Raw genomic sequence first — 21,107 nt, forward strand, 5'->3', positions numbered from 1 at the left:
GGCGGTCAGCGCAAAAACAGACTGCTATCATGTGGTGGAGGCCGCGGATGACGCCCAGCTTGGCCGCTTCTACGCGGAAAACGACTTTGTGCCGGAACTGGAGGGCATATCGGATGCGGTATTCGAGATGCTGGACTTTGCCGGCATCGGAAGAATGATGCGGTGCAGCGAAAACGGCGTTTTTGTGAACAGTCTGTATGTGCTGCGGGATGGCGAGCTGACAACCGCACCGCCCGTCCAAAAGACGCTGCCGGAAAAGCCGGGATACCTCTTCCGGCTCACGCTCGGATTGCATCCCGATATTGGCGATGACCGCACGGTGACGTTGATCCTTCCCGCGGCAGAGGTGGAGCTGCTGGACGCACAGGCGCAGCTCGGCGCGGAGGGCTGGGAGGGTGTCACGGTCATTGATTATGACGGGATCATCCCCTATGCGGCAGAATTCACCGACCTGCCCATGGAGCTGGAGGAATTCAACGTACTCGCCGCAGCGGTGCGGGATATGCCCTCGCCTGAAAAGCAGCTTCCAAAGCTGAAGGCTCTGCTGAAGCAGTTTGAGGTGCAGGACATTGCGACCGCCATAAGCCTGACAGAGTGTCTGGATGACTACGTTCTCACACCGGAGATCAGTTCACCGCAGGAAACTGCCATCGACCAGCTTCACTTCATGACGGATGACCACTCGGTGGAATTGCTGCTTTCCCATGTAAACCTCTACGCCTACGGCTGCGACCTCATCAGAGAGGACAACGCAGTGCTCTCGCCCTACGGTCTGCTGCACCGTGCGGACTATCAGCCCATGCTGTCACCAATGCAGGAAACACAGAAAATGGAGATGAAAACGAAATGACCAGGGAACAATTTCAAGAAAAATATAAACTCTCCTTGCCGCTCAAGACGCGGAAGGAATTCGAGGCGGCCCGTCGCTGGATGGGCGCTCTGACCAAGGACGAAAAGGCAATCCTCTCCGCCATCGTTCTGCAAAAGGGCGAGGCGGAGGCTGGAGAGATTTTCGCAAATTCACCGGAGCGGCTGCGTGATTACACGATTCTCAAGGGCGTCAACAGCTATGCCGCGCTGGGCAGATATTATCTCGCCAACGAAACTACCGTCCCGGAGGAGCTGTATGAGTACATGGACCTGGGTGCGCTGGGCTGCCGCTACGAGGACGAGCATCCCGGCGTGTTCATCGGCAGCGACTATGTGCAGTATCCCCCGCAGAAACAGGAAATGAAAATGAAGTAATACCGTCTTGAACCGCGAGCGCGGTTAAGAATATTTTTAGGGGCCGATTTTCCGAAAGGGGATCGGCCCCTTCTTTTTTTATGCCCTTTTTCGGGAAATCACCCCGGAAAGGAGAAAACATGCGCGATGAACAACTGTTGGCATACCTCAAAGACTCCTGCTCCGGCAGGAAAAACCGCGTCGGTGGGACGGAACTGGAGCGAACGCTCCATGTCAGCGGGACCGACCTGCGAAAGCTGGTGAATCAGCTGCGGCGCAAGACCCATCCCATCGCCAGCGACCGCAACGGCTACTTTTACGCCACAACTGCCGGTGAAGTCTACGACACCATCCGCCAGCTGAAACGGATGGCGGCGGGACTGGAAGCGGCCATCAACGGTCTGGAACGGTCTATGGATCGGTTCCGTGAGGACGAGGAGGCCGGACATGGCTAAGCCGCCCTTTCCCTGGATCGGCAGCAAGGAGAAGATTGCACCGTACATCCTGCAGCTTTTCCCGCCCAAGCTGACGCAGTATGTGGAACCGTTCGGCGGCAGCGGCGCAGTGCTGCTGGCTCTGCCGCCGGACCCAAACCGATTGGACATTTATAACGACTTGGATGCCGAGCTGGTGAACCTGTTCTCTTGCATCAAAGAATGCTCCAATGTTTTGCTGCGGGAACTGAGATTCCTGCCCATCCACGGCCGCAAGCTCTTCGAGTATTACCGCGACTTTGTTGCACATAAGGAGGTCTACTTTCAAAATGTGCAGGCGGAGATCGAATGCCTCGGAGATCGCTCCTGCTTTACGGAGGAGCAGGCCGGAGAACTGCTCCCCATTTTTCAGGAGCGGCTGGCGCTTTACGATGTAAAGCGGGCAGCGGCGTATTACCTCGCCATCCGAGGTAGCTTCAGCGGGACGATCAACTCTTTCGGTGTCAAAGGGTTGGATGTCGAACGCTTCCTAAAGCTGTTTCCACCGGTGTCCGCACGGTTAAAAGATGTGCCGTTGGAGAACAAAAACGCCTTGCAGCTCATTCGGGAACGAGATAAAAAAGGCAGTCTTATCTATGCCGATCCGCCCTATGTCAAAACGGAGCGGCTCTACCGGGTCGCTGGGAAGCTGGGACGTTTCCGCAGATTCCATGTCCGGCTCTGGCAGGTGCTAACTGGCCGTGACAGTTATGTGGTACTGTCCTACAACGACTGTCCCTTTATCCGTAAGCTCTATCAGGATTGGTACATTTCATCTTTTCAGCGCAGCAACCCGCTCTCTCAGAAAAAGGGCTCGTCCTTCGGTGAACTCATCATCACCAACTACGATCCCCGCCCCTACATGACCAGCCAGATGAACCTCTTTGACGAGCCGTTGGGCGAATGGGAGCTGAAGCTGGTCCATATTCCAAATCATCCGAAAAGGAGAAAAGCAACATGAAATTCAATTTGAACCATGATCCTAACAATAAAACTCTTTCCATCCCTCGCGCCGCTTTGCAGCTCTCCGGACTTGCAGGCGTCAGCGACCTGATCCTCCATACCGACAGCGGCTGTGTTCTGCTGCTGCCGGGAGATCCCACCGTGGCGGAACTGCTGAAAACCATTTCTCTCATCTCCACCGTTACGCCACAGCTGATCTCCCGTCTGGCGGAGAGAAGCCAGATGGCGATGGAGGCCGGAATGACGGAAACGGCATGCGGTGCCTGTGAACACGAACCCCACTGCTCCGGCCTTGAAATTCCGCCCTGCCAGCTGGCGGAGGCAGGAATCTCGCCCAACACCGCGCTGGAGTCCTTTGTAGAGAAGGGCAGAGTCATCGTGCAGGCAGCGGAGAAAACCGCCGCAGATGTGCTCATCGACGAGCTGGACGATGATGTTCGCACCATGCTGGAGGATTCCGGTGTGCAGCTGGAGGGCGTATGCCGTCTGTTGGAAAAGGAGGAGATCTCGGGATGAACAATACTTATCCCTACCCGTATTCCGCTGCTGAAGCCCGTAAGCGGAATGAGCTTTCCCTTTGGCGGGAGAGCCACAAGGCAAACATCGCCTGCCGCAACGCTATCGAGGAAGCCATTCGCCAGAATTTCGATGGGATGCATCTGGGCAAGAACTGTATCACGCCGGTGCTGGAGGAATACGGCTACAAGCGCACCGCATGGGTGCTCGCCAATACGCTGCACGAACTCAAGTGGGATGGGCGTTTCAGCTACGCCAACAAGCATTGGGCAGAGAAGATATATATTCCCACAGATCTCAACCACAACAGCGATTTTGTTGTCCGAAGCCATCCGGCCGTGCTGGATGGCTTCGTCAGTTTCTACCGCAAGGCGGTGCAGGCGTTAAATCTCTTTGGCGCGGAGCATTGTGTCGGTGACCGCGCCGAGCAGGACTATACCGGCAAGGTGCTGGTACTCAGCCCCGACACGCTGAAAGAATCCTGCTGGAGTCAGGAAAACCAGCTCTGGTATGCCCATGACGGCTTTGGCTGTTCGCCTCACGCCATTGGCCGCTCGGTGCGCTGCACCTGCCTTAGCGACGGGGAGATGACACGCTGGAACCGTAATGAGTTTATCGGTGTGCTGGATGACAAGTTCCTTCCGGAATGGGCAAAGCCGAAGCTGGCAGAGCTTCAAGCGCAGGAGCAGACCGACGCGCCCACGATGGGCGGCATGAATATGAAGTGAGGAGGATGTCTGAATGTGCATGACCTATTACACCGTGGACGATCTCCGCCCCGGAAGACCCGGATGGGATGTGAGACAGTTTTCCGCACTGGCGAAGGCCATCGACCATTACCGGACGCTCCCCATGGATGGGACCCGTGTCCTTGGTATGATGGATGATGCCCACGCCTATGAACTCATCCGCTGTGTGCGCCTTTTCCCCGGCGACGCCCAGGGCGAGGATGTTCTGTCGGCAGATTACCGGCGCAGCGGCTTGACGAAAAAGAATGCTGCTTTGAAAACTGCGCTGGATATCTGCTTAGAAGCCCTGCATCCCCGTTTCCTGTTGGAGCCGGAACGTCTGGTTCCCGTTCCCCAGCGCAGAAAGCTGCGGGAAGAACTGCGGGAGGCGCTTCTCTGGCAGGGTTATGAAGAAAACTACGATTCCGCCATTCGCGCTGTTTTTGTAGAAGGCGCTGGCTGGCTCTCACCCCAGGATGTGAAAAAGCAGCGGCAGCTTCCTCTGGTGTTGCGCTATCGGGTGGACGGCATGACGAAGGATGGGGCCTACCTCTCCTTAGAAGTAGAGCCTTGGGAATATGACCTCCTGCTGGAGCAGACAAGAGATCACTATAAAATGAAGAAACATTAAGGAGGAACACAAAATGAAACGAATGCTTTCCCTTTGCGCCGCGGCGCTGTGCCTGACCTTGACGCTGACGCCCACCGCGCTGGCGGCGGACTTTGAGCCTGCGGCACCGAATGCCAAGGTCTGCTACCCCACCGCCATCGTCCGAAACGACGATGGTACAGAACTGAAAAAGATCTATGATCTGAGCCCCGAAGACGATCCTGCCGGTATCCCCCGCTCGGACTTCCGGCAGGACGGCTTCCACTACACCCTGACGGACCTTCTGAAGCAGGAGCTTCCGGAAAACGAGAGCCGCCAGCACACGGAGCACATTTCCGTTGAAAGCGCCAAAAAAGACATGGAATCTGTATTGGCGCTGCTGCCGCAGGAGCGGGAGTTCATCACGGACGACGGGCTCATGGGGACCCTGACGCTCCGACTTGATACCGTGCAGGTGGAGCCGTCCGGCTACGGCAGCTCCACCAGGGAAATCACCACCAAGCGCAGCTATCCTAACCTTGCCGAGCAGGATACGCAGTATCTTCCCAAAACCATTACAGAAAACGGCAAGACCCTGACACTCACGGACATCCAGTGGCAGACCGACAACACCGCCAATCTGGACGGCTACGCCGTGGCGGATCGCTACACGGCCGTTGCCACCTATTCCGGAAGCGCCACCAGCAGCTATGTGAAAGGCTATACCGTCACGGCGGATTATACCGGGACCGTCAGCCGGATCGCCCTGAACCGTGTCCGCTATGTGGCTATCTTTGAGGGAACGCCCATCCAGCCCAAGGAGCCTGCGGAGACACCCGCCACGGCGTCCGCGTTCCGTTGGTCTTATGTGCTCATCCCCATTGGGATCGTGGCCGCGGCAGGCGCGGGCGTCGGCGGTGCGCTGCTGGTGAAGCATAGAAAAGAAAACGCGGATGAGGAGGATACAGAATGAAAAAGATCATTACCCTTTGTCTGAGCCTTTGCATGACAGCGGCTCTGGCGGCTCCGGCGTATGCGTTGGAGTACAGCATCGCCGCGCCGGACGATTATGACTTTGGCAGGGATACATCTATTGAGGTCATCCACACGGCGGATGGCGGCGCTATGAAAAACGCCGACATGAGCAAGAACGCCGCGCTTATTCCGCCCGCCTTCGGCTCGGAGAGCATGAACGCCCTCCATACCGGCGAGTATCTCACGCCCAACCTTGCCCCCGGTGGTATTCCCGCGTCCGGCGCGGTGATTGGCGGCAGCGCCTCCGGCGTTTTCACACCCGGCAGCGCCTCCGGCGTTGTCACCCCAGGCAGCACGGTGAATGGCGGCAGCGGCTATCAGCCCGCCGTGCTGTTCACGGAGGTGACGGGCGACCTCTACTACAAAAACGGCTCCCTCGGCAGGCTGGAGATCCCCGCTCTGGATCTGAGCGTGAGAATCTATCAGGGAACGGACAGCAAGACGCTTGCCAAGGGGATCGGGCACTTCGAGGATACCTCCATCTGGAACGGCAACGTCTGCCTCGCCGCCCATAACCGGGGCGCCAACAGCTACTTCGGCCAGATCCACACGCTGGACATCGGGGACAAAATTACCCTGACCACCAGGCTGGGCACCCGCACCTACAAGGTGACGGATGTCAGCAAGGTCAGTGAGACAGACCGCAGCGGTCTTGCGGACTCCGGCGAGAATATGCTCACGCTTTACACCTGCGTCCGCAACCAGCGGGACCAGCGCTGGTGCGTCACCGCAGTGGAAACTTGATTTTTTCTCCGTTTTGCCGGATCGGTTCTGTTCGACTTCTGCCCGTCGCCTGTGATATGGTGAAGCTGCGAGGAAGATTTCCACATACACATTTAGAATGGAGGCAGAACGATGAACAGATTAAAGAATACCGGGCTCGTCCTCTGCGGGCTCGTGCTGGGGCTTTCGCTGAGTGCTCCCGCGGCGCAGGCGGTGGAATCGCTGAAAGCGACACTTTCCACCAACCGCATCCTTGTGGATGGACAGGAAACCCACATGACCGCCTATACCATCGGCGGCAGCAACTATGTGCGGCTCCGGGACATCGGCAAGGCTGTTGGTTTCGAAGTTTATTGGGATAGCGAGAACGGCTGTGTGCAGGTGGAGAGCGGAAAACCTTACACCGGCGAAGAACCAGCAAAGGACGAAGTCATTAAACCTACTCCGCAGCCAGAACCCACAGTCCCCACCAATGATGCCGATGTGGATGCCATGAAACAGGACATCGTTGACCGCACCAATGTCCTCCGCAGAGAGCAAGGAATTTCTGCGCTGACTGTCAATGCCAAACTCATGCAGGCGGCGCAGGTACGGGCAGAAGAAATGGCTGCCAGTGGAGCCTACTCCCACACCAGACCAGATGGGCGGAAAAATACCACCGTTACGGACTGCCCGTATGCAGGGGAAAACATCCACCGCATCGCGGATTGGGCTCTGCAGGGTAAATCGGTATCTGAGGTCGCCGTATGGTCATGGAATCTCTCCGGTGGGCACCGTGATAATCTTCTCGAAAAGAATTACGCTGAGATTGGCGTGGGACTTGCCAAAGGAGTCAATGACAACGGCGATGCATGCTGGTACTGCGTCCAACTCTTCCTATGGAACGGCTATACCGTAGGCTGGGTAGACACTCCGGCAGCCAAATAAAATCACATCATCTCAACCCGAAGCAGACCGAGAAATCGGTCTGCTTCTTCGTTTCTAAATCTGAATATAAGGAGGAAATAACCTTGAAAACATGGAAAACAAGGATCATGTCGGCGCTTCTCGTCATTATGACGCTGTTGACGCTGCTTCCGACTTCCGCGCTTGCCGCTTCCAGTACCGGAACCGGCATCAAGCCTACCAACAATACCAACTACTGGACAACGAGACTGCTCCATGACGGGACACCGTACAGCTATAAGCCCCCGATGGCAGCAGGTAAAATGCTCTACTGCCTGGATCGCGGCTATGGCTACCGCTGGGGCACTGCCAGCTTTTTGAATAGCTACACCTATACCTCCGCCACCGGTGCAGACGCGGACACCGTCCTGAAAACAGCGCTGGCGCAGAGCGGCATGGGGGAGCTGGACGCCCAGCAGCTTGAAAACTTCAAATGGATGATGACGTTCATTGTGAATTATAAGGGAGATGTTCCCGGCAGCCTGTTTATGGCCGCACAGACCTATGTGTGGGATCATCAGACCTTCAAGGGCGAGGGAGACGGCGACATCGATGGCGGCGGCTACGCAAACGCCGATACCTATGAAACCTATCTTGGCTACATCGATTGGATGTTGAAAGAAAAGGCCAAGGAGGATGCGGAATTCCAGAAGCTGATTGCAGATTACGCCGCCAAGGGTATCATCGCCTCTGTGGTAGAAGATGAAGCTGCAAAATGGGCGGTCTATGCAAAGTCCAGCGTCAAGGGCCGTCAGAGCTTCTTCAATTACTATGCGCCCCGCAAGCTGGTGGTAAATGACGCGCCTGAGCCGGATAAGCCCACGCCTCCCGCGGGAGATGCGGACATCACGCTGAAAAAGGTCGCAGCTGGTACTACCCGCGGGCTGGATGGCGCCCGCTTCCTGATTTACCGCGACGGGCAGATCGTCGGCAGCGATGTGACCAAAAACGGCGGTATGATCGAGGTAAAGGACGTCACCGAAGGATTGTGGTCCTTCGTGGAAACCGAAGCGCCGGCAGGGTACTGTGCAGACTCCACCCCTATCAGCGTCTATGTGGATACGACCGATGGAGACAAGCAGTATACCGTCACCGCTACAAACTATGAACTGCCCAGCATGAAGATCATCAAGACCGATGCGCAGACCGGTGCGCCGATCCCCGGCACGGTGCTGTCCATCAAATCCGTGACCGGCAGCTATTCTACATCCATCACGACTGGCTCGGACGGTTCCGCAACGCTCTCGGCCATTCCTGCCGGTGTCTATGTCGTGCGCGAGGAATCCGTACCAGAGCCGTACATCGTGAGCAATACGGAGCAGACCGTGGCGCTGCGCCCCGGCAAGACCTCCGAAGTCATCTTCGTTGACTATGAAAAGCCGGGACTCGAAATTTTGAAGAAAAATATTGCCACCGGAGAGCCTATCGAGGGCGTCACTTATCTCATTGAACAGATCGACGGCAGCTACTCCACCAGCGCCACCACAGACAGCGCAGGGCGCATCTTCTTGGCGAATATCCCTGTGGGCAGCTACAAGGTCACGGAGAAAAATGTGCCTTCCCATGTCATTCTCTCTGAGATCCCCCAGGAGGTCTATCTGGAAGCAGGCTGCACCAGAACGGTGACCTTCTTCAACGCGGTCAAACCCTCCCTGACGATCCTAAAGCGAAACAGCGTCACCGGTGATCCTCTCTCCAATGCCAAATTCCATATCTATTACGGCTCGGACAATACCACCACCGGCGAGATCAACGACCTCGGTGTATTCACAACGGCCTCCGATGGTAAAATCACGCTCACCGACGTAAACCGTGGCTGGTACAAGCTGGTGGAGGAGTCCGCTCCCAAGGGCTTCGGCATTCAGGGCAGCGGGGTCACCGAGTTCTATCTGGAAGCCAATACCTCTAAGACCGTGACCGTGGACAATGTTCCTCACAGTGCCCTCGTCGTGTACAAATATGACGCCAAAACCGGAAAAGGACTGGAGGGCTGCCGCTTTGAACTGCGTTATCTCAGCGGCAATACCAGCGGCTCTGGCGGCACAGTCATCGGGACCTATGTGACCGGACCCAACGGAGCGTTCACCGTGACAAACCTCAAACGCGGCACTTACATCTGCCAGGAGATTGAGAGCGATGGAAATCACATCATCGACCGCGAACCCCAGACCGTGTGGATCTCCGGCGAGGATCAGGATGTGGTGACGCTCCGCTTCGGCAATGCCCCACTGGGCAGCCTGCTCATTACAAAGCTGAGCGATGACAGCAAGCATGAACCGCTCTCCGGCGTAGAGTTCCTGTTGACCGACAGCAGCGGCAATTATCTCGGCAACGACAACGGCCGCTTCACCACCAATGCCGCGGGCGAAATTCTGGTGGATGGTCTGGAACCCGGCATGACGGTCATTGCCCGTGAAGTCCGGGCAAAAACGGGCTACCTGTTGGATGACAGCCCCCAGCACGCGCTCATCAAGAGCGGCGAAACGGCGCATTTGCAGTTTCTGAACCAGCCTGCCGGTAATCTCATCATCCGCAAGGTCAGCTCCGGCCCCAAAGGGGAGCCGCTGGAGGGCGTAGAGTTTAAGATCACCTATGCAGACGGCAGCTTCGTCCCGGACGCCAACGGCGAACTGTCCAGCAACGGCATTTATTACACCAATAAATCCGGTGAGATCCGCATTTCCGGCGTCGTCGGCACCGTGGTAGCAACGGAAACCAAGACGATTCCGGGCTTCACCATTGATGAAGCGACCCGCACACAGACGGTGGTAGTCAATCCCAACGACACGCAGACGCTGACCTTTTACAACAAACTCACCACAACGTTGATTCTCCAGAAATACATTTCCGGCACGAAAAATGAACCGCTTGCCGGAGTACAGTTCCTTGTGACGGACTCCTCCGGCGCGGTAGTCGGCCCCAACAACGGCTACTATACCACCGACGCTGCAGGCCAGATCGTCATTGAGGGTCTGACCGACGGCATGACTGTTACCGCAAAAGAGGTCAAATCTGTGGACGGTTTCGTGCTGGACGGGACGCCGCAAAGCATCAAGATCGACCAGAGCCAGTCTCCCCAGCGCATGACCTTCTGGAATGAGCGACAGGGCGCGCTCATCATCAACAAGCTGTCCTCTCTGGACCGCAAGACGCCGCTGGAGGGCGTTACCTTCAAGATCACTACGGCTACCGGCGAGTTTGTCCCCGACGAAAACGGAAAAATCAGCTCCAACGGTCTGTACTATACCGACGAAAACGGGCAGATCATTCTCAAGGGCGTCACCGGCACACTGGTGGTAACAGAGGAAAAATCTATCTCCGGTTACACCATCGACGAGAACACCCGCACGCAGACCGTGGTGGTCAACCCCAACGACACGCAGTCCCTCTATTTTTATAATGCTCCCATCGGTGGGCTGGAGCTGGTGAAAGTGAATGCGGCGGACAAAACCCAGCGTATCCCCAACACCACCTTCGAGATCCGTCGTGTCAGCGATGGCGGTCTGGTGGACACCGTCACCACCGGAACGGACGGTCGCGTGTATGTGCCGCTGGAAAGCGGCAGCTACTATGCCGTGGAAACCGAGGCAGGCAAGGGCTTCCAGCTGGACAATACCCCCATCTATTTCGCCGTGGAGAATGGTAGAACCACGACCAAAACGGTGACCAACAAAGCCATCTCCGGTATCCTGATCCACAAGGTCGATTCGGCCACCGGCGAGGGCATCTACGGTGTATCCTTCATTCTCTACGACAGCGGAAATAATCCCATTTCACAGGAAACAAGCGATGACCGCGGTTATGTCCGTTTTGAAAACCTGACCGCTGGCCGTTTTTATCTGCGTGAATTGGAAAACGAGGGCTATATCCCCGACACGCAGAAAAAGACCGTGTACGTAAAGTCCGGCGAAACCACGGAAATCGAATGGAAGAATACCCCCATCACCGGTCAGATTCAGATCGTCAAGACCTCGGCAGACTATAATTCCATGAATGGTTGGCCCGCCGGATCGCCGATCCCCAACACCGTCTTCGAAGTTTACAATGCCCGCACCAACCGTCTGGTGGATACCATTAAGACGGATAAAAACGGGCTCGCGGTCAGTAAGCCTCTGCCTCTGGCGCGGTACAAAATCGTAGAATCCAAGGCGGCGGAGTTTTACGGGCTGGATAAGACGCCCATTGAGGTGGAGATCGAACACGCCGGTCAGATCGTTAAGGCGAGCATGACCAATAAGAGCCTGTACACGAATGTGTCGATCAAGAAAACCGGCTACGTAGAGGTCATGCCGGGGCAGCTTGTCCGCTACAACTTTACCGGTATTGCCAACAACTCTACCACGGCGCTGGAGTCGTTCTACTGGCGCGATACCCTGCCCGTCGAGGCGGTGCGCCTTGAAAAGATCTACACCGGCACGTGGAATACCCCCGGCAACTATAAGATCGTCTACCGAACCAATCTCAGTGGGGATACCTGGCGCACGCTGGCGGATAATCTGAGTACATCCAAAAACTATGTCTTGGATGCTTCGCCCGCGGCGCTGGGGCTTGCCTCCAATGAGTATGTGACGGAGTTTATGGCGGCGTTCGGCATCGTACCTTCAAACTTCCGTCAGGTGGAGGCGCCCCGCGTAGACTGCAAGGTGCTTTCAAAGCTCACCGGCGGCACGCAGTTTGTCAACACGTCGGATGCAGGCGGCGTCTACAACGGGCAGTGGATCATGGCGACCTCCCGCTGGGTCACCCGTGTCTATGCCCCCAGCAAGCCCCTGCCTCGCACCGGTTATTAAGGACTAACAACGGATGCCGCTCCGCAAGGGGCGGCATCCCCATTTTAAGGAGGTTGAGATTTCTTGAAATACAGAAAAATGATTATTCTGTCATTGACGCTTCTGCTTCTGACCACCCTCTGCTGCACCTCGGCGCTCGCTGCGGGCGGGGATGTGGCGGGAGCGGTGGAGCAGACGTGGACGGAGGCGGCCAAGCAGATCAAGAGCGTGGTGGAGAAGGTGGTGTTCCCTGCATTGGATATGATCCTCGCCATCGCATTCTTTGTGAAACTTGGCGGCGCGTACTTTGATTATCGCCAGAGAGGACAGTTTGAGTGGACCGGCCCCGCCATCCTCTTTGCCTGCCTGATTTTCAGCTTGATTGCGCCAAAATACATCTGGAATATCATTGGGATCTAAGCAGCACAAGATGAAACAGACTGTGCGAGGCCGTCGCCCATCTGGGCGGCGGCTTTCTGCATTTCGAGGAGGTGAGCGAAGATATTTATTTGGGACTTTGTTGCCGCGACGGTTCTGGATCAGTTGGTGGATTGGATCTACGGGCAGATTGTGGGCTTTCTCGGCAATTTCTTTGCCCTCATGGGCAATATGGGCGTGGAACTTTTTGAACTGGAATGGGTCAGCGCCATTATTCTCTTTTTCTCCCGCCTTGCGTGGGCGCTGTTCGCCGTCAGCGTGGTGGTCTGCGCCTTTGAATGCGGCATCGAATACTCCACCGGCAGAGGAAATCTCCAGCAGTGCGGGATGAATATCATCAAGGGCTTTTTGGCGGTGAGTCTCTTCACCGTTGTCCCCGTCCGCCTCTATGCCTTATCGGTATCGCTGCAGGGAACCTTTTCTGCGGGCCTCACCGGCTACGGTCGGAGCATTGGTGAGGTGGGACAGGACATCATCACCGAACTCAGCGAGATCCAGACCCTTGCCGATGTAGTGAACAGTTCCCACTTTGGCCTCGGCATCATCACCAGCCCCATTATGCTTCTCTTTTGCGTGATCCTTATGGGCTATGCGGTGCTGAAGGTGTTTTTTGCCAACTTGAAGAGAGGCGGCATCCTGCTCATCCAGATCGCGGTGGGCAGCCTTTATATGTTCAGTGTCCCACGGGGCTATCTGGACGGCTTTATGGGCTGGATGCGGCAGGTCATCGGCTTGTGCCTGACTGCCTTCCTCCAGTCCACCATCTTGATTGCGGGACTCATGGTGTTTAAGGACCACGCGCTCATGGGCGTTGGACTCATGCTCTCCGCAGGCGAAGTTCCCCGCATCGCCGGCAGCTTCGGTCTGGACACCACAACAAAGGCCAATATTACGAGCGCCGTTTATACGGCACAGTCCGCGGTGAATGTGACGAGGACCATCGCCGCGGCAATCAAATGAAAAAGGGTGTGTATGATATGACACAGTCAACGAGGAAACTTACGATGGGGAGCCTGTTCGATGGCATCTCCGGCTTTCCTCTGGCTTCGGTGCGGTGCGGTATCGAGCCGATCTGGGCCAGCGAGATTGAACCGTTCCCCATACTGGTATCAAAAATACGTTTCCCACGCATGGAGCAGATGGGAGACATCATAAAACTGAACGGTGCGTATCTGCCGCCTGTAGACATCATCTGCGGGGGCAGCCCGTGCCAGGACTCAGCGTGGCCGGAATGCGCGCCGGTTTGACTGGTGCGCGTTCCGGCCTCTTTATGGAACAAATACGAATCATTCAGGAGATGCGAGATGCAGACAGAAAATCTGGAAGGACAGGAATCCATATTCGGCCGAGATTCGGGATTTGGGAAAATGTCGTCGGCGCTCTCTCAAGTGGGCGGGACGCTGAAACGGGTCAAAAAAAGCCTGGGGCGGATTTTCAAAAAGTCCTCGAAGCGTTCCTCCAAGTTGAAGAACCATACCTTCATGCTGTTAGACCTGAGGCCGGGCGCTGGGAATATGCTGGGGGCATATTGGGAGTACGATCCTCCGTGGCTTGGATCGTTTGGGACGCCCAACACTTCGGAGTGCCCCAAAGACGCCGTCGAGTGTTCCTTGTGGCAGATTTTGCAGGCTACAGCGCCATCCCGATACTCGCTATCCCAGACAGCGTGCCTGGGTATTCTGCGCCGCGCAGCCTGCCGCGGCAAATCGCTGCCACCCTTATTGGAAGCAGCTTTGCGTATGCAGGCAGGGCTTGACCCGCCCGCGCCCATATCCGGCGAAGCGAAAGCCTACCATATCAATCAGCGCAATGAAGGCATTGACCTGGACGGTGTGTCCGGCGCTCTGATGGCGACGCAGAACCTTCAAATGCAGACCTTTATCACAAATCCCAGCATCAATCAGAACGACTTGCAAAAGCGGATGGCTTTTGCCGCCAATCAGCGGGATGAGGTGCGGGATCTGCACGATGTGGCAGGTGCGCTGCAGGCTCAGCCGGGGATGAAACAGCAAACCTTTGTCGCTGGATTTTCTGCCGGAGCAGGTGCAAGCGCCGGAACCATCGGATATCAGGAAGGCGTATCGCCTACCCTGAAAGGCAGCCCCAGCGGGAACTGTATGCCCAGCATCCTCTGTATCAATGATCAAGGTGGGCAGATCATGGAGTGCAGTGAGAACGTCACCGGAACCCTGCGGGCACAGGAGCATGGACACCAGCCTTTAGTGCTGCGTCCGGGAAAGCCTTTACTGTATGAAAACTATGGAATAGACAGCCGCTATACAGGCCCCCATAAGGTAGCACCAACGCTTTCAGCCAGAATGGGTACGGGCGGTTTGAACACCTCGCTTGTTCAACAGGTGCCGGAGGAGGTCATCTGCATTGCAGGCAACGCCATTGACCGGCAGCCGCAAAACGGCGGCAACGGCTTCGGCTGGCAGCGGGATATTTCCTATACCCTGACCACCTCGGATCGCCACAGCGTCTATGCCCGCCAGAGGGTAGATCAGTTCAGGGATGATGAGATCGCCTCCACGGAGAGCGCGCGGCAGCACAAGGACGCTACAGACCTTGTCTGCCAGCCGCCCTCTACATGGGATGCGGACTTCCGGAATCTCATTCGCCGCCTCACACCGCTGGAGTGCGAACGGCTCCAGGGCTACCCGGACGGTTGGACCGATGTTCCCGGCGCTTCGGACTCCGCACGCTATAAAGCCCTCGGCAACAGCGTTGCCATCCCCTGCGTGGAATACCTCATGCAACGGGTGGCTATGGTCATTACGCTTGATTTGGAATGGGAGTTTTAGTTGGCTTTGGTAATAGCTTTCACACTTACTTTCGGGTATCTTGGCTTTACCATTAAAAAGATCGGAGGAACTGACATGGCAGAAAAAACGCGCAACCTCTGCGCTGAAATTCCCTTGGAACTGCATACCAAAGTACGGCAGCGGCAGGCGGAATCCGGCGAGACACTGAGCCGGTACATGACCGCGCTCATCACCAAATTTTATGAAATGGAGGAAAATGTGAAGATGGACAAGGACAATGTGAGGACGGTGGCGTTTCAGGTGCCCACCGAGCTGTTTGAGCAGCTCAAGGCATACCTCAAGCGAAATGGCATCAAGCAGAACGCCTTCTTCCTGGACTGTATCCGGCAGGCGCTGGCGGAGGACACCGGTGCCGCCAAAGGATAAGAAATACATCGCGCGAACCGCTGCTGAGATTCTCGGCAGCGGTTTTGCTTTGGAGGAACAAAATGTTTATTTACCCCGAAAACCTGAAAGCCAAGCCCATGCTGTGGCTCTGGCTGCTGCGGGACATCGGCGTCATCGGCATCGGCGCTTTGCTCTCTGTGCTGGCGCTGACACAGGGCCTCGGCATGGGACTGCTGGTGGTCACGGTGCTGTATGCCTTCCTCACCATTCAGGTGGATGGCTCCAGCATTCTGGATTTCCTGCGCCGTGCCGCCCGCTTTCTCTTTCTATGCCAACAATATTACGAATGGAGGCAGGATCTATGAATCGGAAACAGAAAAAGGAACTGCGCCAGCGGCAGTCGACCCGGCAGCTCATGGGCATCGTCCGTGTGACGCCCCACGGCATCGTGACAGATTCCGGAGAGCGGGTCTTCTTCCTGATCCAGCCGGACAACCTCTCCGTCCTGTCCCCGGAGGTCATCCGGGGCCGCGTCCGCTCCCTCACCATGCTTCTCAGCACACAGCCCTCGCTGGAGATTTTGGCGCTGGACTCCCGCGAATCCTTCCAGCGGAACAAGGAGTATTACCTGCGGCGACTGGAGGAGGAAACGGAACCTGCCGTGCGGGAGCTGCTGGAACGGGACATGGCCCATTTGGACGCCATTCAATTCTCATCCGCCTCCTCCCGCGAATTTGTGCTGGTGCTCCCGCTGGATGAAAAAGCCGGTGCGGATGAAAGCGCGCTGCGGCAGTTGGAGAAAGCCATCTGCGACCACGGGCTCCGTGTGCGTCTGGCGGAGGAACAGGATGTGAAGCGCCTGCTGGCGATCTACTACCGGCAGGATCTCACCACGGAGGTATTCCGTGATTTCGATGGAGAGGAGTATGTACATGGCTAAAAAGAAACAGAAGAAGAAAAAGAAGATGCCGGAGCAGGCCCCGCGTCCGAAGGACTTTCTGGATATGATCGCGCCTGCGGCGGTGAAGTTCAACACAGATCACTTCATCCTCGGCAGCCGGTATCACACGGCGATGGCGCTGAAAAGCTACCCGCCCATGACGGATGAGCTGGCGTTGCTGCGGGGCCTTGGCGATATGGGCGGCGTCAACCTGCGCTTGACGGCGCGGCAGGTCACGCCTGCCGAGGAGGACGCCATCCTTCATGCCGCCACCAACAAAAGCCGCATGGAGCGGAGCAATACCAATGATTACAAGCAGAGCGTCACGGCGGAGGCCAACCTGCGGGATATGGCGGAGCTGCTGGCAAAGCAGCGGCAGGAAAAGGAGCCGCTCATCCACTGCGGCGTGTATCTGGACATTGCCGCCACGGATACGGAAAAGCTGCGCGCGGCGCGGGACACGGTATCCGCACAGTTGGTCCGCTCCCGCATGGGCGCCGATCCGCTGCTCCTGCGCCAGCGGGAGGGCTTTCTCTCCGCCAACCCCGCGGGCGGCAGCCAGCTTGCCAATTTTGCGGAGCGTGTTCTGCCTGCCAGGAGCGTTGCCAATCTGTACCCCATGAACTATTCCGGCAAAACCGATCCCAAGGGCTTCTTCATTGGCCGGGACCGCTTCGGCTCCAACATCATCGTGGACTTCGACCGCCGTGCTTCTGACAAGACCAACGCCAGCGCCCTCATCCTCGGCAACACCGGACAGGGCAAGAGTTATCTTCTGAAGCTCCTGCTCTGCAATGTGCGGGAGGCGGGCAAAAGCGTCATTTCATTGGACTCCGAGCACGAGATGGAGGACGAGTGCCGCGCCCTGGGCGGCTGCTTTCTGGACTACTTAAGCGGGCAGTACCGCATCAACCTGCTGGAGCCGCGCTGCTGGGACGATGGCAGCGGGCCGGAAGACCCGGACGCGCCGGACGCTTTCCGGGGGACGCTGCTCTCTCAGCACATCTCCTTCCTGCGGGATGTGTTCCGCGTCTACAAGGGCTTTGACACGCCCCACATCGACACGCTGGAGCTGATGGTAGAGCGGCTCTATCAAAAGTGGAACATCACCGACCGCACGGACTTTGCCGGAATGCAGCCAACCGATTACCCCATCCTCTCCGACCTCTACGATGCCATTCAGGAAAGCTACGACCATTACGAGGCCGCAGACAGCCTCTACCCGCGGGAGATGCTGCGGGATCTGCTGCTGGGGCTCCATTCCATGTGCCGCGGCGCGGACGCCCGGTTTTTCAACGGGCATACCAACATTACAAGCTCCAAATTCCTGGTATTCTGCGTTAAGGGATTAGATAACATGGCGGAAAATCTTCGGAACACCTTGCTGTTCAGTCTGTTGTCCTATATGTCAGATCAGCTCTTGACGCTGGGCAATTCCGTAGCGGCTATCGATGAGCTGTACCTGTGGCTGTCCGATCCCACTGTCATCACCTACATCCGCAACGCGCTTAAAAGAGTACGAAAAAAGGAATCCGCCCTGTTCCTTGCCAGCCAAAATCTGGAGGACTTCACCCAGCCGGGGATACGGGAGCTGACACGCCCCCTCTTTTCCATCCCCGTCCATCAATTTATCTTTAACGGCGGCAACGTGGACAAGAAATTCTTCATGAATAACCTCCAATTAGAGGAATCTGAGTATGCCCTGATCCGGGACCCGCAGCGCGGCTCCTGCCTCTACAAGTGCGGCAATGAGCGGTATCTCTTGCAGGTGCAGGCCCCAGAGTACAAGCAGGCTCTCTTCGGAACGGCAGGTGGACGGTAATGGCAGTACCCGTCGCTGCACTGGCGAAGATCGCCGCTGCCGCTCTCTCGGATGAGGACACCCGGCGAAAGCTGGGCTGGATCGTGGCGGCGATCTGTTCACCGTTGATCCTGACGCTGGCGCTGATCTGCTCTCTGCTCTCCGGCAGCGCAGAGCATAACAATTCCGCTGTTCTGCTCTGCTTCAACGGCGGCAACATTCCGGGCAAAACACCCACGGAATATGTCGCCTACATCGAAGATATGCGCCGCAGCTTCACACTGCTGGACAGCGCCATTGATGCCGTCAATGACATGACGGAGAACAGCGACAGCCTTGACGGTATCCGCGTCAAGGCTGTTTTCTATGCCATTTTCTTTGGAGAGGACACCCCCAGCCGCCGAGCGCACCGACAGTTCGTGGACTGCTTTGTGACCTACGAGGAACGCACCCGCACCGTCACCGCCGAGGATGGGACGGAAACCGAGGAGAGCTACACCGTGGCGATTCCCGTTGCAGACATAGCCACCGTGTATGGCAATCTTGAAACCCTGTTTCACTTGGAAATATCTGCGGAGCAGAAGTCCAACGCCGACAGTGTGTACAATCTGGTGCGCTATGGCGTTGCCGGAGGTTCAGAGGGCTGGATACCCAGCGCGGATGTGCCGTTTATCGGCGCGGACGGTTTCTGTTCGCCCATCGGTTCAGGATGGGAAAGCCGTGTCACCTCTGAATTCGGCAACCGCATCGATCCCATCACCGGGAAGCGCAAGGGGCACACCGGCATGGACTTGGCTGTCCCCACCGGTACGCCCATCCGCGCGGCGCTGGGCGGGACGGTAACAGTCTCCAAGTACAACGCCGGAGGCTATGGCTACTACGTGTGCATCGACCACGGCAACGGACTCACCACGCTGTACGGCCACTGCTCTCAGCTTCTGGCGAGAGTGGGACAAACCGTGCAGGCGGGAGACATCATCGCCCTCTCCGGCAGCACCGGGCGCTCCACCGGTCCGCATCTCCATTTCGAGGTGCGCGTCAACGGGGAACGGACGAATCCCAGGGCATATCTGCCGAAAGGCTGAAAGGAAAAACTAATTATGAATACTGCAATAAGACCGATCGCGCCGGAGCGTGAGCAGGAGTTGGTTGCGAAGCTCGTGGATTTTCTCAGCAGCCGCTACGACGCTGGGAATCTCTATGACATCCTGCGTCACGGGCTCGGCATGGATCACGGCGACATGGAGGCGCTGGGCTTCCAGCTCCGCGATTACTACGAGGAGGTTGAATAACATGGCATACCAAAAAGTCCCCAGACCGTCCACGGTCTATCATTTGACGCAAAAAGGCAATCTCGACAGCATTCTGGACGACGGCGTGATTCGCCGCTTCAACGATACGGAATGCTGGTTCTGTGAGAGCCTCGAAAAAATGAAAGCGTACATGGAGCAGACCGTGATGTGTAAGGGTAAACCGTATCGCACCGCAGATGGGCAACTCTGCCATTACTCCAACTTTAACCCGGAAGCATACATTCTTCTCAAGCTTGCTCCCGTCCGGCAGGAAAATGCCTGGTATCGCCGGACTCAGGAACAGTCTTCAAGCAGTTCTGATGAAATGATGCAGGCAGAAAGAGAATTCTTCCCACTGAGTATTGGATATCGCGGTGATATGGCATTTCAAAATGCGGAAGTGATTGATGTGCCAAAATTCCTTGCCGGCGAAATCGTCAGCCACAAGGAACTGACCTCCAGTGAACTGTGGGGCCTGTTATCTGAGCGAACCGAGGTGGAAATGGCTGCCTATATGCGCGGGCTGGATCATCTGGAACGTGACGAACTGATCCAGTCCGCAGCGGAGATCTCCGCCATGCAGGTGTGCCGCAGAAGACTAATGGCGGAGAGGAAAAAACTGACAAGAAGAAACGTTCTATTTTTGCTGCAGGTGGAAAAGCCGCTGGGAATGATTTCTGAAGTGTGGATGGAGCAGCAGAATGCCGGAGAAGGTAATGCTTTTTTCCGATTGCTTGCGGAACTGTACAAGCAGAAGGGAAATGGGTATCTGATCGATGATGAACAGCCAGAAACCGTGAAGCAGATGCTGGAATCCTGTCCAAACAATTGCTTCATGCTTCTGATGCCGCAAGGTATTTTAAAGCTTGCCTCCGATGAAGCTGAAAAGGCTCTGCGCGGTGAAGAATACACTGTACTTCTGGACTATTCCGGAGATTCGGAACCGATTAAGACAGCAGGCTTGCTTGAAATGGTAGTCATTGATATGAGAAAGGATGAGCAGGGCTGCTGGTATGTCCTGGTTGTCCATCCAAAGCTGTTGGAGGCGCTTAGACGGGAAAAGAAAATGACCTGATATGCTCATTACTGACGAACACATCGAAACCTATGCGATGATCGACCACGGCAACGGACTCACCACGCTGTACGGCCACTGCTCTCAGCTTCTGGCGAGAGTGGGACAAACCGTGCAGGCGGGAGACATCATCGCCCTCTCCGGCAGCACCGGGCGCTCCACTGGGCTGCACCTCCACTTCGAGGTGCGCGTCAACGGGGAACGAACGAATCCGAGGGCATATCTGCCGAAAGGCTGAAAGGAAAACTAATTATGAATACTGCAATAAGACCGATCGCGCCGGAGCGTGAGCAGGAGCTGGTTGCGAAGCTCGTGGATTTTCTCAGCAGCCGCTATGACGCTGGGAATCTCTATGACATCCTGCGTCACGGGCTCGGCATGGATCACGTCGATATGGAGGCGCTGGGCTTCCAGCTCCGCGACTACTACGAGGAGGTCGAATAA

Annotated in this window: 21 protein-coding genes and 2 pseudogenes; all 23 read left to right on the plus strand. The window is 56.6% G+C overall.

Annotated elements, in window-relative coordinates:
* A partial coding sequence (locus tag ACTQ3R_RS14830; RefSeq protein WP_441780039.1) for a hypothetical protein occupies window positions 1-850 on the plus strand: 850 nt, incomplete at its 5' end.
* Entirely contained in the window at window positions 847-1,245 is a 399-nt protein-coding gene (locus ACTQ3R_RS14835) for a hypothetical protein (RefSeq protein ID WP_441780038.1), read from the plus strand. The genes ACTQ3R_RS14830 and ACTQ3R_RS14835, both read left to right, overlap by 4 nt.
* Before the next feature lie 119 nt (window positions 1,246-1,364).
* Entirely contained in the window at window positions 1,365-1,679 is a 315-nt protein-coding gene (locus tag ACTQ3R_RS14840; RefSeq protein ID WP_441780037.1) for a hypothetical protein, read from the plus strand.
* Window positions 1,672-2,658: a DNA adenine methylase gene (locus ACTQ3R_RS14845; RefSeq protein ID WP_441780036.1), complete on the plus strand. Its 987-nt coding sequence runs from the start codon at window positions 1,672-1,674 to the stop codon at window positions 2,656-2,658. Before ACTQ3R_RS14840 ends, ACTQ3R_RS14845 begins: the two co-directional genes overlap by 8 nt.
* Window positions 2,655-3,176: a hypothetical protein gene (locus ACTQ3R_RS14850; RefSeq protein WP_441780035.1), complete on the plus strand. Its 522-nt coding sequence runs from the start codon at window positions 2,655-2,657 to the stop codon at window positions 3,174-3,176. Before ACTQ3R_RS14845 ends, ACTQ3R_RS14850 begins: the two co-directional genes overlap by 4 nt.
* On the plus strand, window positions 3,173-3,904 hold the full coding sequence (locus ACTQ3R_RS14855; RefSeq protein ID WP_441780034.1) for a DUF3849 domain-containing protein: 732 nt from the start codon (window positions 3,173-3,175) through the stop codon (window positions 3,902-3,904). Before ACTQ3R_RS14850 ends, ACTQ3R_RS14855 begins: the two co-directional genes overlap by 4 nt.
* Before the next feature lie 13 nt (window positions 3,905-3,917).
* Window positions 3,918-4,535 carry a hypothetical protein gene (locus ACTQ3R_RS14860; protein ID WP_441780033.1) on the plus strand — a complete coding sequence of 206 codons (618 nt, stop codon included), beginning with the start codon at window positions 3,918-3,920 and terminating at the stop codon, window positions 4,533-4,535.
* 13 nt (window positions 4,536-4,548) lie between these two features.
* Entirely contained in the window at window positions 4,549-5,466 is a 918-nt protein-coding gene (locus tag ACTQ3R_RS14865; protein ID WP_441780032.1) for a cell wall anchor protein, read from the plus strand.
* Entirely contained in the window at window positions 5,463-6,272 is an 810-nt protein-coding gene (locus ACTQ3R_RS14870; protein ID WP_441780031.1) for a class D sortase, read from the plus strand. The genes ACTQ3R_RS14865 and ACTQ3R_RS14870 overlap by 4 nt, the downstream gene beginning before the upstream one ends.
* 111 nt (window positions 6,273-6,383) lie before the next feature.
* The gene (locus ACTQ3R_RS14875; RefSeq protein ID WP_441780030.1) at window positions 6,384-7,178 is read left to right on the plus strand and encodes a CAP domain-containing protein; all 795 of its coding nucleotides are present in this window, start codon (window positions 6,384-6,386) and stop codon (window positions 7,176-7,178) included.
* An 83-nt stretch (window positions 7,179-7,261) separates the two neighbouring features.
* Window positions 7,262-11,986, plus strand: a complete 4,725-nt coding sequence (locus ACTQ3R_RS14880) for a SpaA isopeptide-forming pilin-related protein (RefSeq protein WP_441780029.1) — start codon at window positions 7,262-7,264, stop codon at window positions 11,984-11,986.
* Between the two features lie 78 nt (window positions 11,987-12,064).
* Window positions 12,065-12,385: a DUF3852 domain-containing protein gene (locus ACTQ3R_RS14885; RefSeq protein WP_441780041.1), complete on the plus strand. Its 321-nt coding sequence runs from the start codon at window positions 12,065-12,067 to the stop codon at window positions 12,383-12,385.
* An 81-nt stretch (window positions 12,386-12,466) separates the two neighbouring features.
* A complete protein-coding gene (locus ACTQ3R_RS14890; RefSeq protein WP_441780040.1) occupies window positions 12,467-13,363 on the plus strand; it encodes a conjugal transfer protein TrbL family protein in 897 nt (298 codons plus the stop codon).
* Window positions 13,364-13,380: 17 nt separating this feature from the next.
* Window positions 13,381-15,207, plus strand: a pseudogene (locus tag ACTQ3R_RS14895) (DNA cytosine methyltransferase).
* Window positions 15,208-15,282: 75 nt separating this feature from the next.
* Entirely contained in the window at window positions 15,283-15,594 is a 312-nt protein-coding gene (locus tag ACTQ3R_RS14900; protein ID WP_441780028.1) for a hypothetical protein, read from the plus strand.
* Between the two features lie 62 nt (window positions 15,595-15,656).
* Complete coding sequence (locus tag ACTQ3R_RS14905; RefSeq protein WP_441780027.1) at window positions 15,657-15,920, plus strand: hypothetical protein; 264 nt, start codon at window positions 15,657-15,659, stop codon at window positions 15,918-15,920.
* Entirely contained in the window at window positions 15,917-16,495 is a 579-nt protein-coding gene (locus ACTQ3R_RS14910; RefSeq protein WP_441780026.1) for a hypothetical protein, read from the plus strand. Before ACTQ3R_RS14905 ends, ACTQ3R_RS14910 begins: the two co-directional genes overlap by 4 nt.
* The gene (locus ACTQ3R_RS14915; RefSeq protein WP_441780025.1) at window positions 16,488-18,317 is read left to right on the plus strand and encodes a VirB4 family type IV secretion system protein; all 1,830 of its coding nucleotides are present in this window, start codon (window positions 16,488-16,490) and stop codon (window positions 18,315-18,317) included. Before ACTQ3R_RS14910 ends, ACTQ3R_RS14915 begins: the two co-directional genes overlap by 8 nt.
* Entirely contained in the window at window positions 18,317-19,381 is a 1,065-nt protein-coding gene (locus ACTQ3R_RS14920) for a M23 family metallopeptidase (RefSeq protein ID WP_441780024.1), read from the plus strand. Before ACTQ3R_RS14915 ends, ACTQ3R_RS14920 begins: the two co-directional genes overlap by 1 nt.
* Window positions 19,382-19,396: 15 nt before the next feature.
* Window positions 19,397-19,588 (plus strand): hypothetical protein, encoded by a 192-nt coding sequence (locus tag ACTQ3R_RS14925; protein WP_441780023.1) that lies wholly within the window; start codon window positions 19,397-19,399, stop codon window positions 19,586-19,588.
* 1 nt (window position 19,589) lies between these two features.
* Window positions 19,590-20,663 (plus strand): hypothetical protein, encoded by a 1,074-nt coding sequence (locus ACTQ3R_RS14930; protein ID WP_441780022.1) that lies wholly within the window; start codon window positions 19,590-19,592, stop codon window positions 20,661-20,663.
* A 31-nt stretch (window positions 20,664-20,694) separates the two neighbouring features.
* Window positions 20,695-20,901 (plus strand): annotated as a pseudogene (locus ACTQ3R_RS14935) (M23 family metallopeptidase); the annotation flags it as partial.
* A 14-nt stretch (window positions 20,902-20,915) separates the two neighbouring features.
* Entirely contained in the window at window positions 20,916-21,107 is a 192-nt protein-coding gene (locus ACTQ3R_RS14940) for a hypothetical protein (protein ID WP_441780021.1), read from the plus strand.

This window comes from Lawsonibacter sp. LCP25S3_E2, from assembly GCF_052117285.1.
In the GTDB taxonomy this organism is placed as follows: Bacteria; Bacillota; Clostridia; order Oscillospirales; family Oscillospiraceae; genus Lawsonibacter.

What these genes read in the sequence shown, in the direction of transcription:
- ACTQ3R_RS14835 (WP_441780038.1), top strand. Translation starts at nt 847, where the DNA reads ATGACCAGGGAACAATTTCAAGAAAAATATAAACTCTCCTTGCCGCTC.
- ACTQ3R_RS14840 (WP_441780037.1), top strand. Translation starts at nt 1,365, where the DNA reads ATGCGCGATGAACAACTGTTGGCATACCTCAAAGACTCCTGCTCCGGC.
- ACTQ3R_RS14845 (WP_441780036.1), top strand. Translation starts at nt 1,672, where the DNA reads ATGGCTAAGCCGCCCTTTCCCTGGATCGGCAGCAAGGAGAAGATTGCA.
- ACTQ3R_RS14850 (WP_441780035.1), top strand. Translation starts at nt 2,655, where the DNA reads ATGAAATTCAATTTGAACCATGATCCTAACAATAAAACTCTTTCCATC.
- ACTQ3R_RS14855 (WP_441780034.1), top strand. Translation starts at nt 3,173, where the DNA reads ATGAACAATACTTATCCCTACCCGTATTCCGCTGCTGAAGCCCGTAAG.
- ACTQ3R_RS14860 (WP_441780033.1), top strand. Translation starts at nt 3,918, where the DNA reads ATGTGCATGACCTATTACACCGTGGACGATCTCCGCCCCGGAAGACCC.
- ACTQ3R_RS14865 (WP_441780032.1), top strand. Translation starts at nt 4,549, where the DNA reads ATGAAACGAATGCTTTCCCTTTGCGCCGCGGCGCTGTGCCTGACCTTG.
- ACTQ3R_RS14870 (WP_441780031.1), top strand. Translation starts at nt 5,463, where the DNA reads ATGAAAAAGATCATTACCCTTTGTCTGAGCCTTTGCATGACAGCGGCT.
- ACTQ3R_RS14875 (WP_441780030.1), top strand. Translation starts at nt 6,384, where the DNA reads ATGAACAGATTAAAGAATACCGGGCTCGTCCTCTGCGGGCTCGTGCTG.
- ACTQ3R_RS14885 (WP_441780041.1), top strand. Translation starts at nt 12,065, where the DNA reads ATGATTATTCTGTCATTGACGCTTCTGCTTCTGACCACCCTCTGCTGC.
- ACTQ3R_RS14900 (WP_441780028.1), top strand. Translation starts at nt 15,283, where the DNA reads ATGGCAGAAAAAACGCGCAACCTCTGCGCTGAAATTCCCTTGGAACTG.
- ACTQ3R_RS14905 (WP_441780027.1), top strand. Translation starts at nt 15,657, where the DNA reads ATGTTTATTTACCCCGAAAACCTGAAAGCCAAGCCCATGCTGTGGCTC.
- ACTQ3R_RS14910 (WP_441780026.1), top strand. Translation starts at nt 15,917, where the DNA reads ATGAATCGGAAACAGAAAAAGGAACTGCGCCAGCGGCAGTCGACCCGG.
- ACTQ3R_RS14915 (WP_441780025.1), top strand. Translation starts at nt 16,488, where the DNA reads ATGGCTAAAAAGAAACAGAAGAAGAAAAAGAAGATGCCGGAGCAGGCC.
- ACTQ3R_RS14920 (WP_441780024.1), top strand. Translation starts at nt 18,317, where the DNA reads ATGGCAGTACCCGTCGCTGCACTGGCGAAGATCGCCGCTGCCGCTCTC.
- ACTQ3R_RS14925 (WP_441780023.1), top strand. Translation starts at nt 19,397, where the DNA reads ATGAATACTGCAATAAGACCGATCGCGCCGGAGCGTGAGCAGGAGTTG.
- ACTQ3R_RS14930 (WP_441780022.1), top strand. Translation starts at nt 19,590, where the DNA reads ATGGCATACCAAAAAGTCCCCAGACCGTCCACGGTCTATCATTTGACG.
- ACTQ3R_RS14940 (WP_441780021.1), top strand. Translation starts at nt 20,916, where the DNA reads ATGAATACTGCAATAAGACCGATCGCGCCGGAGCGTGAGCAGGAGCTG.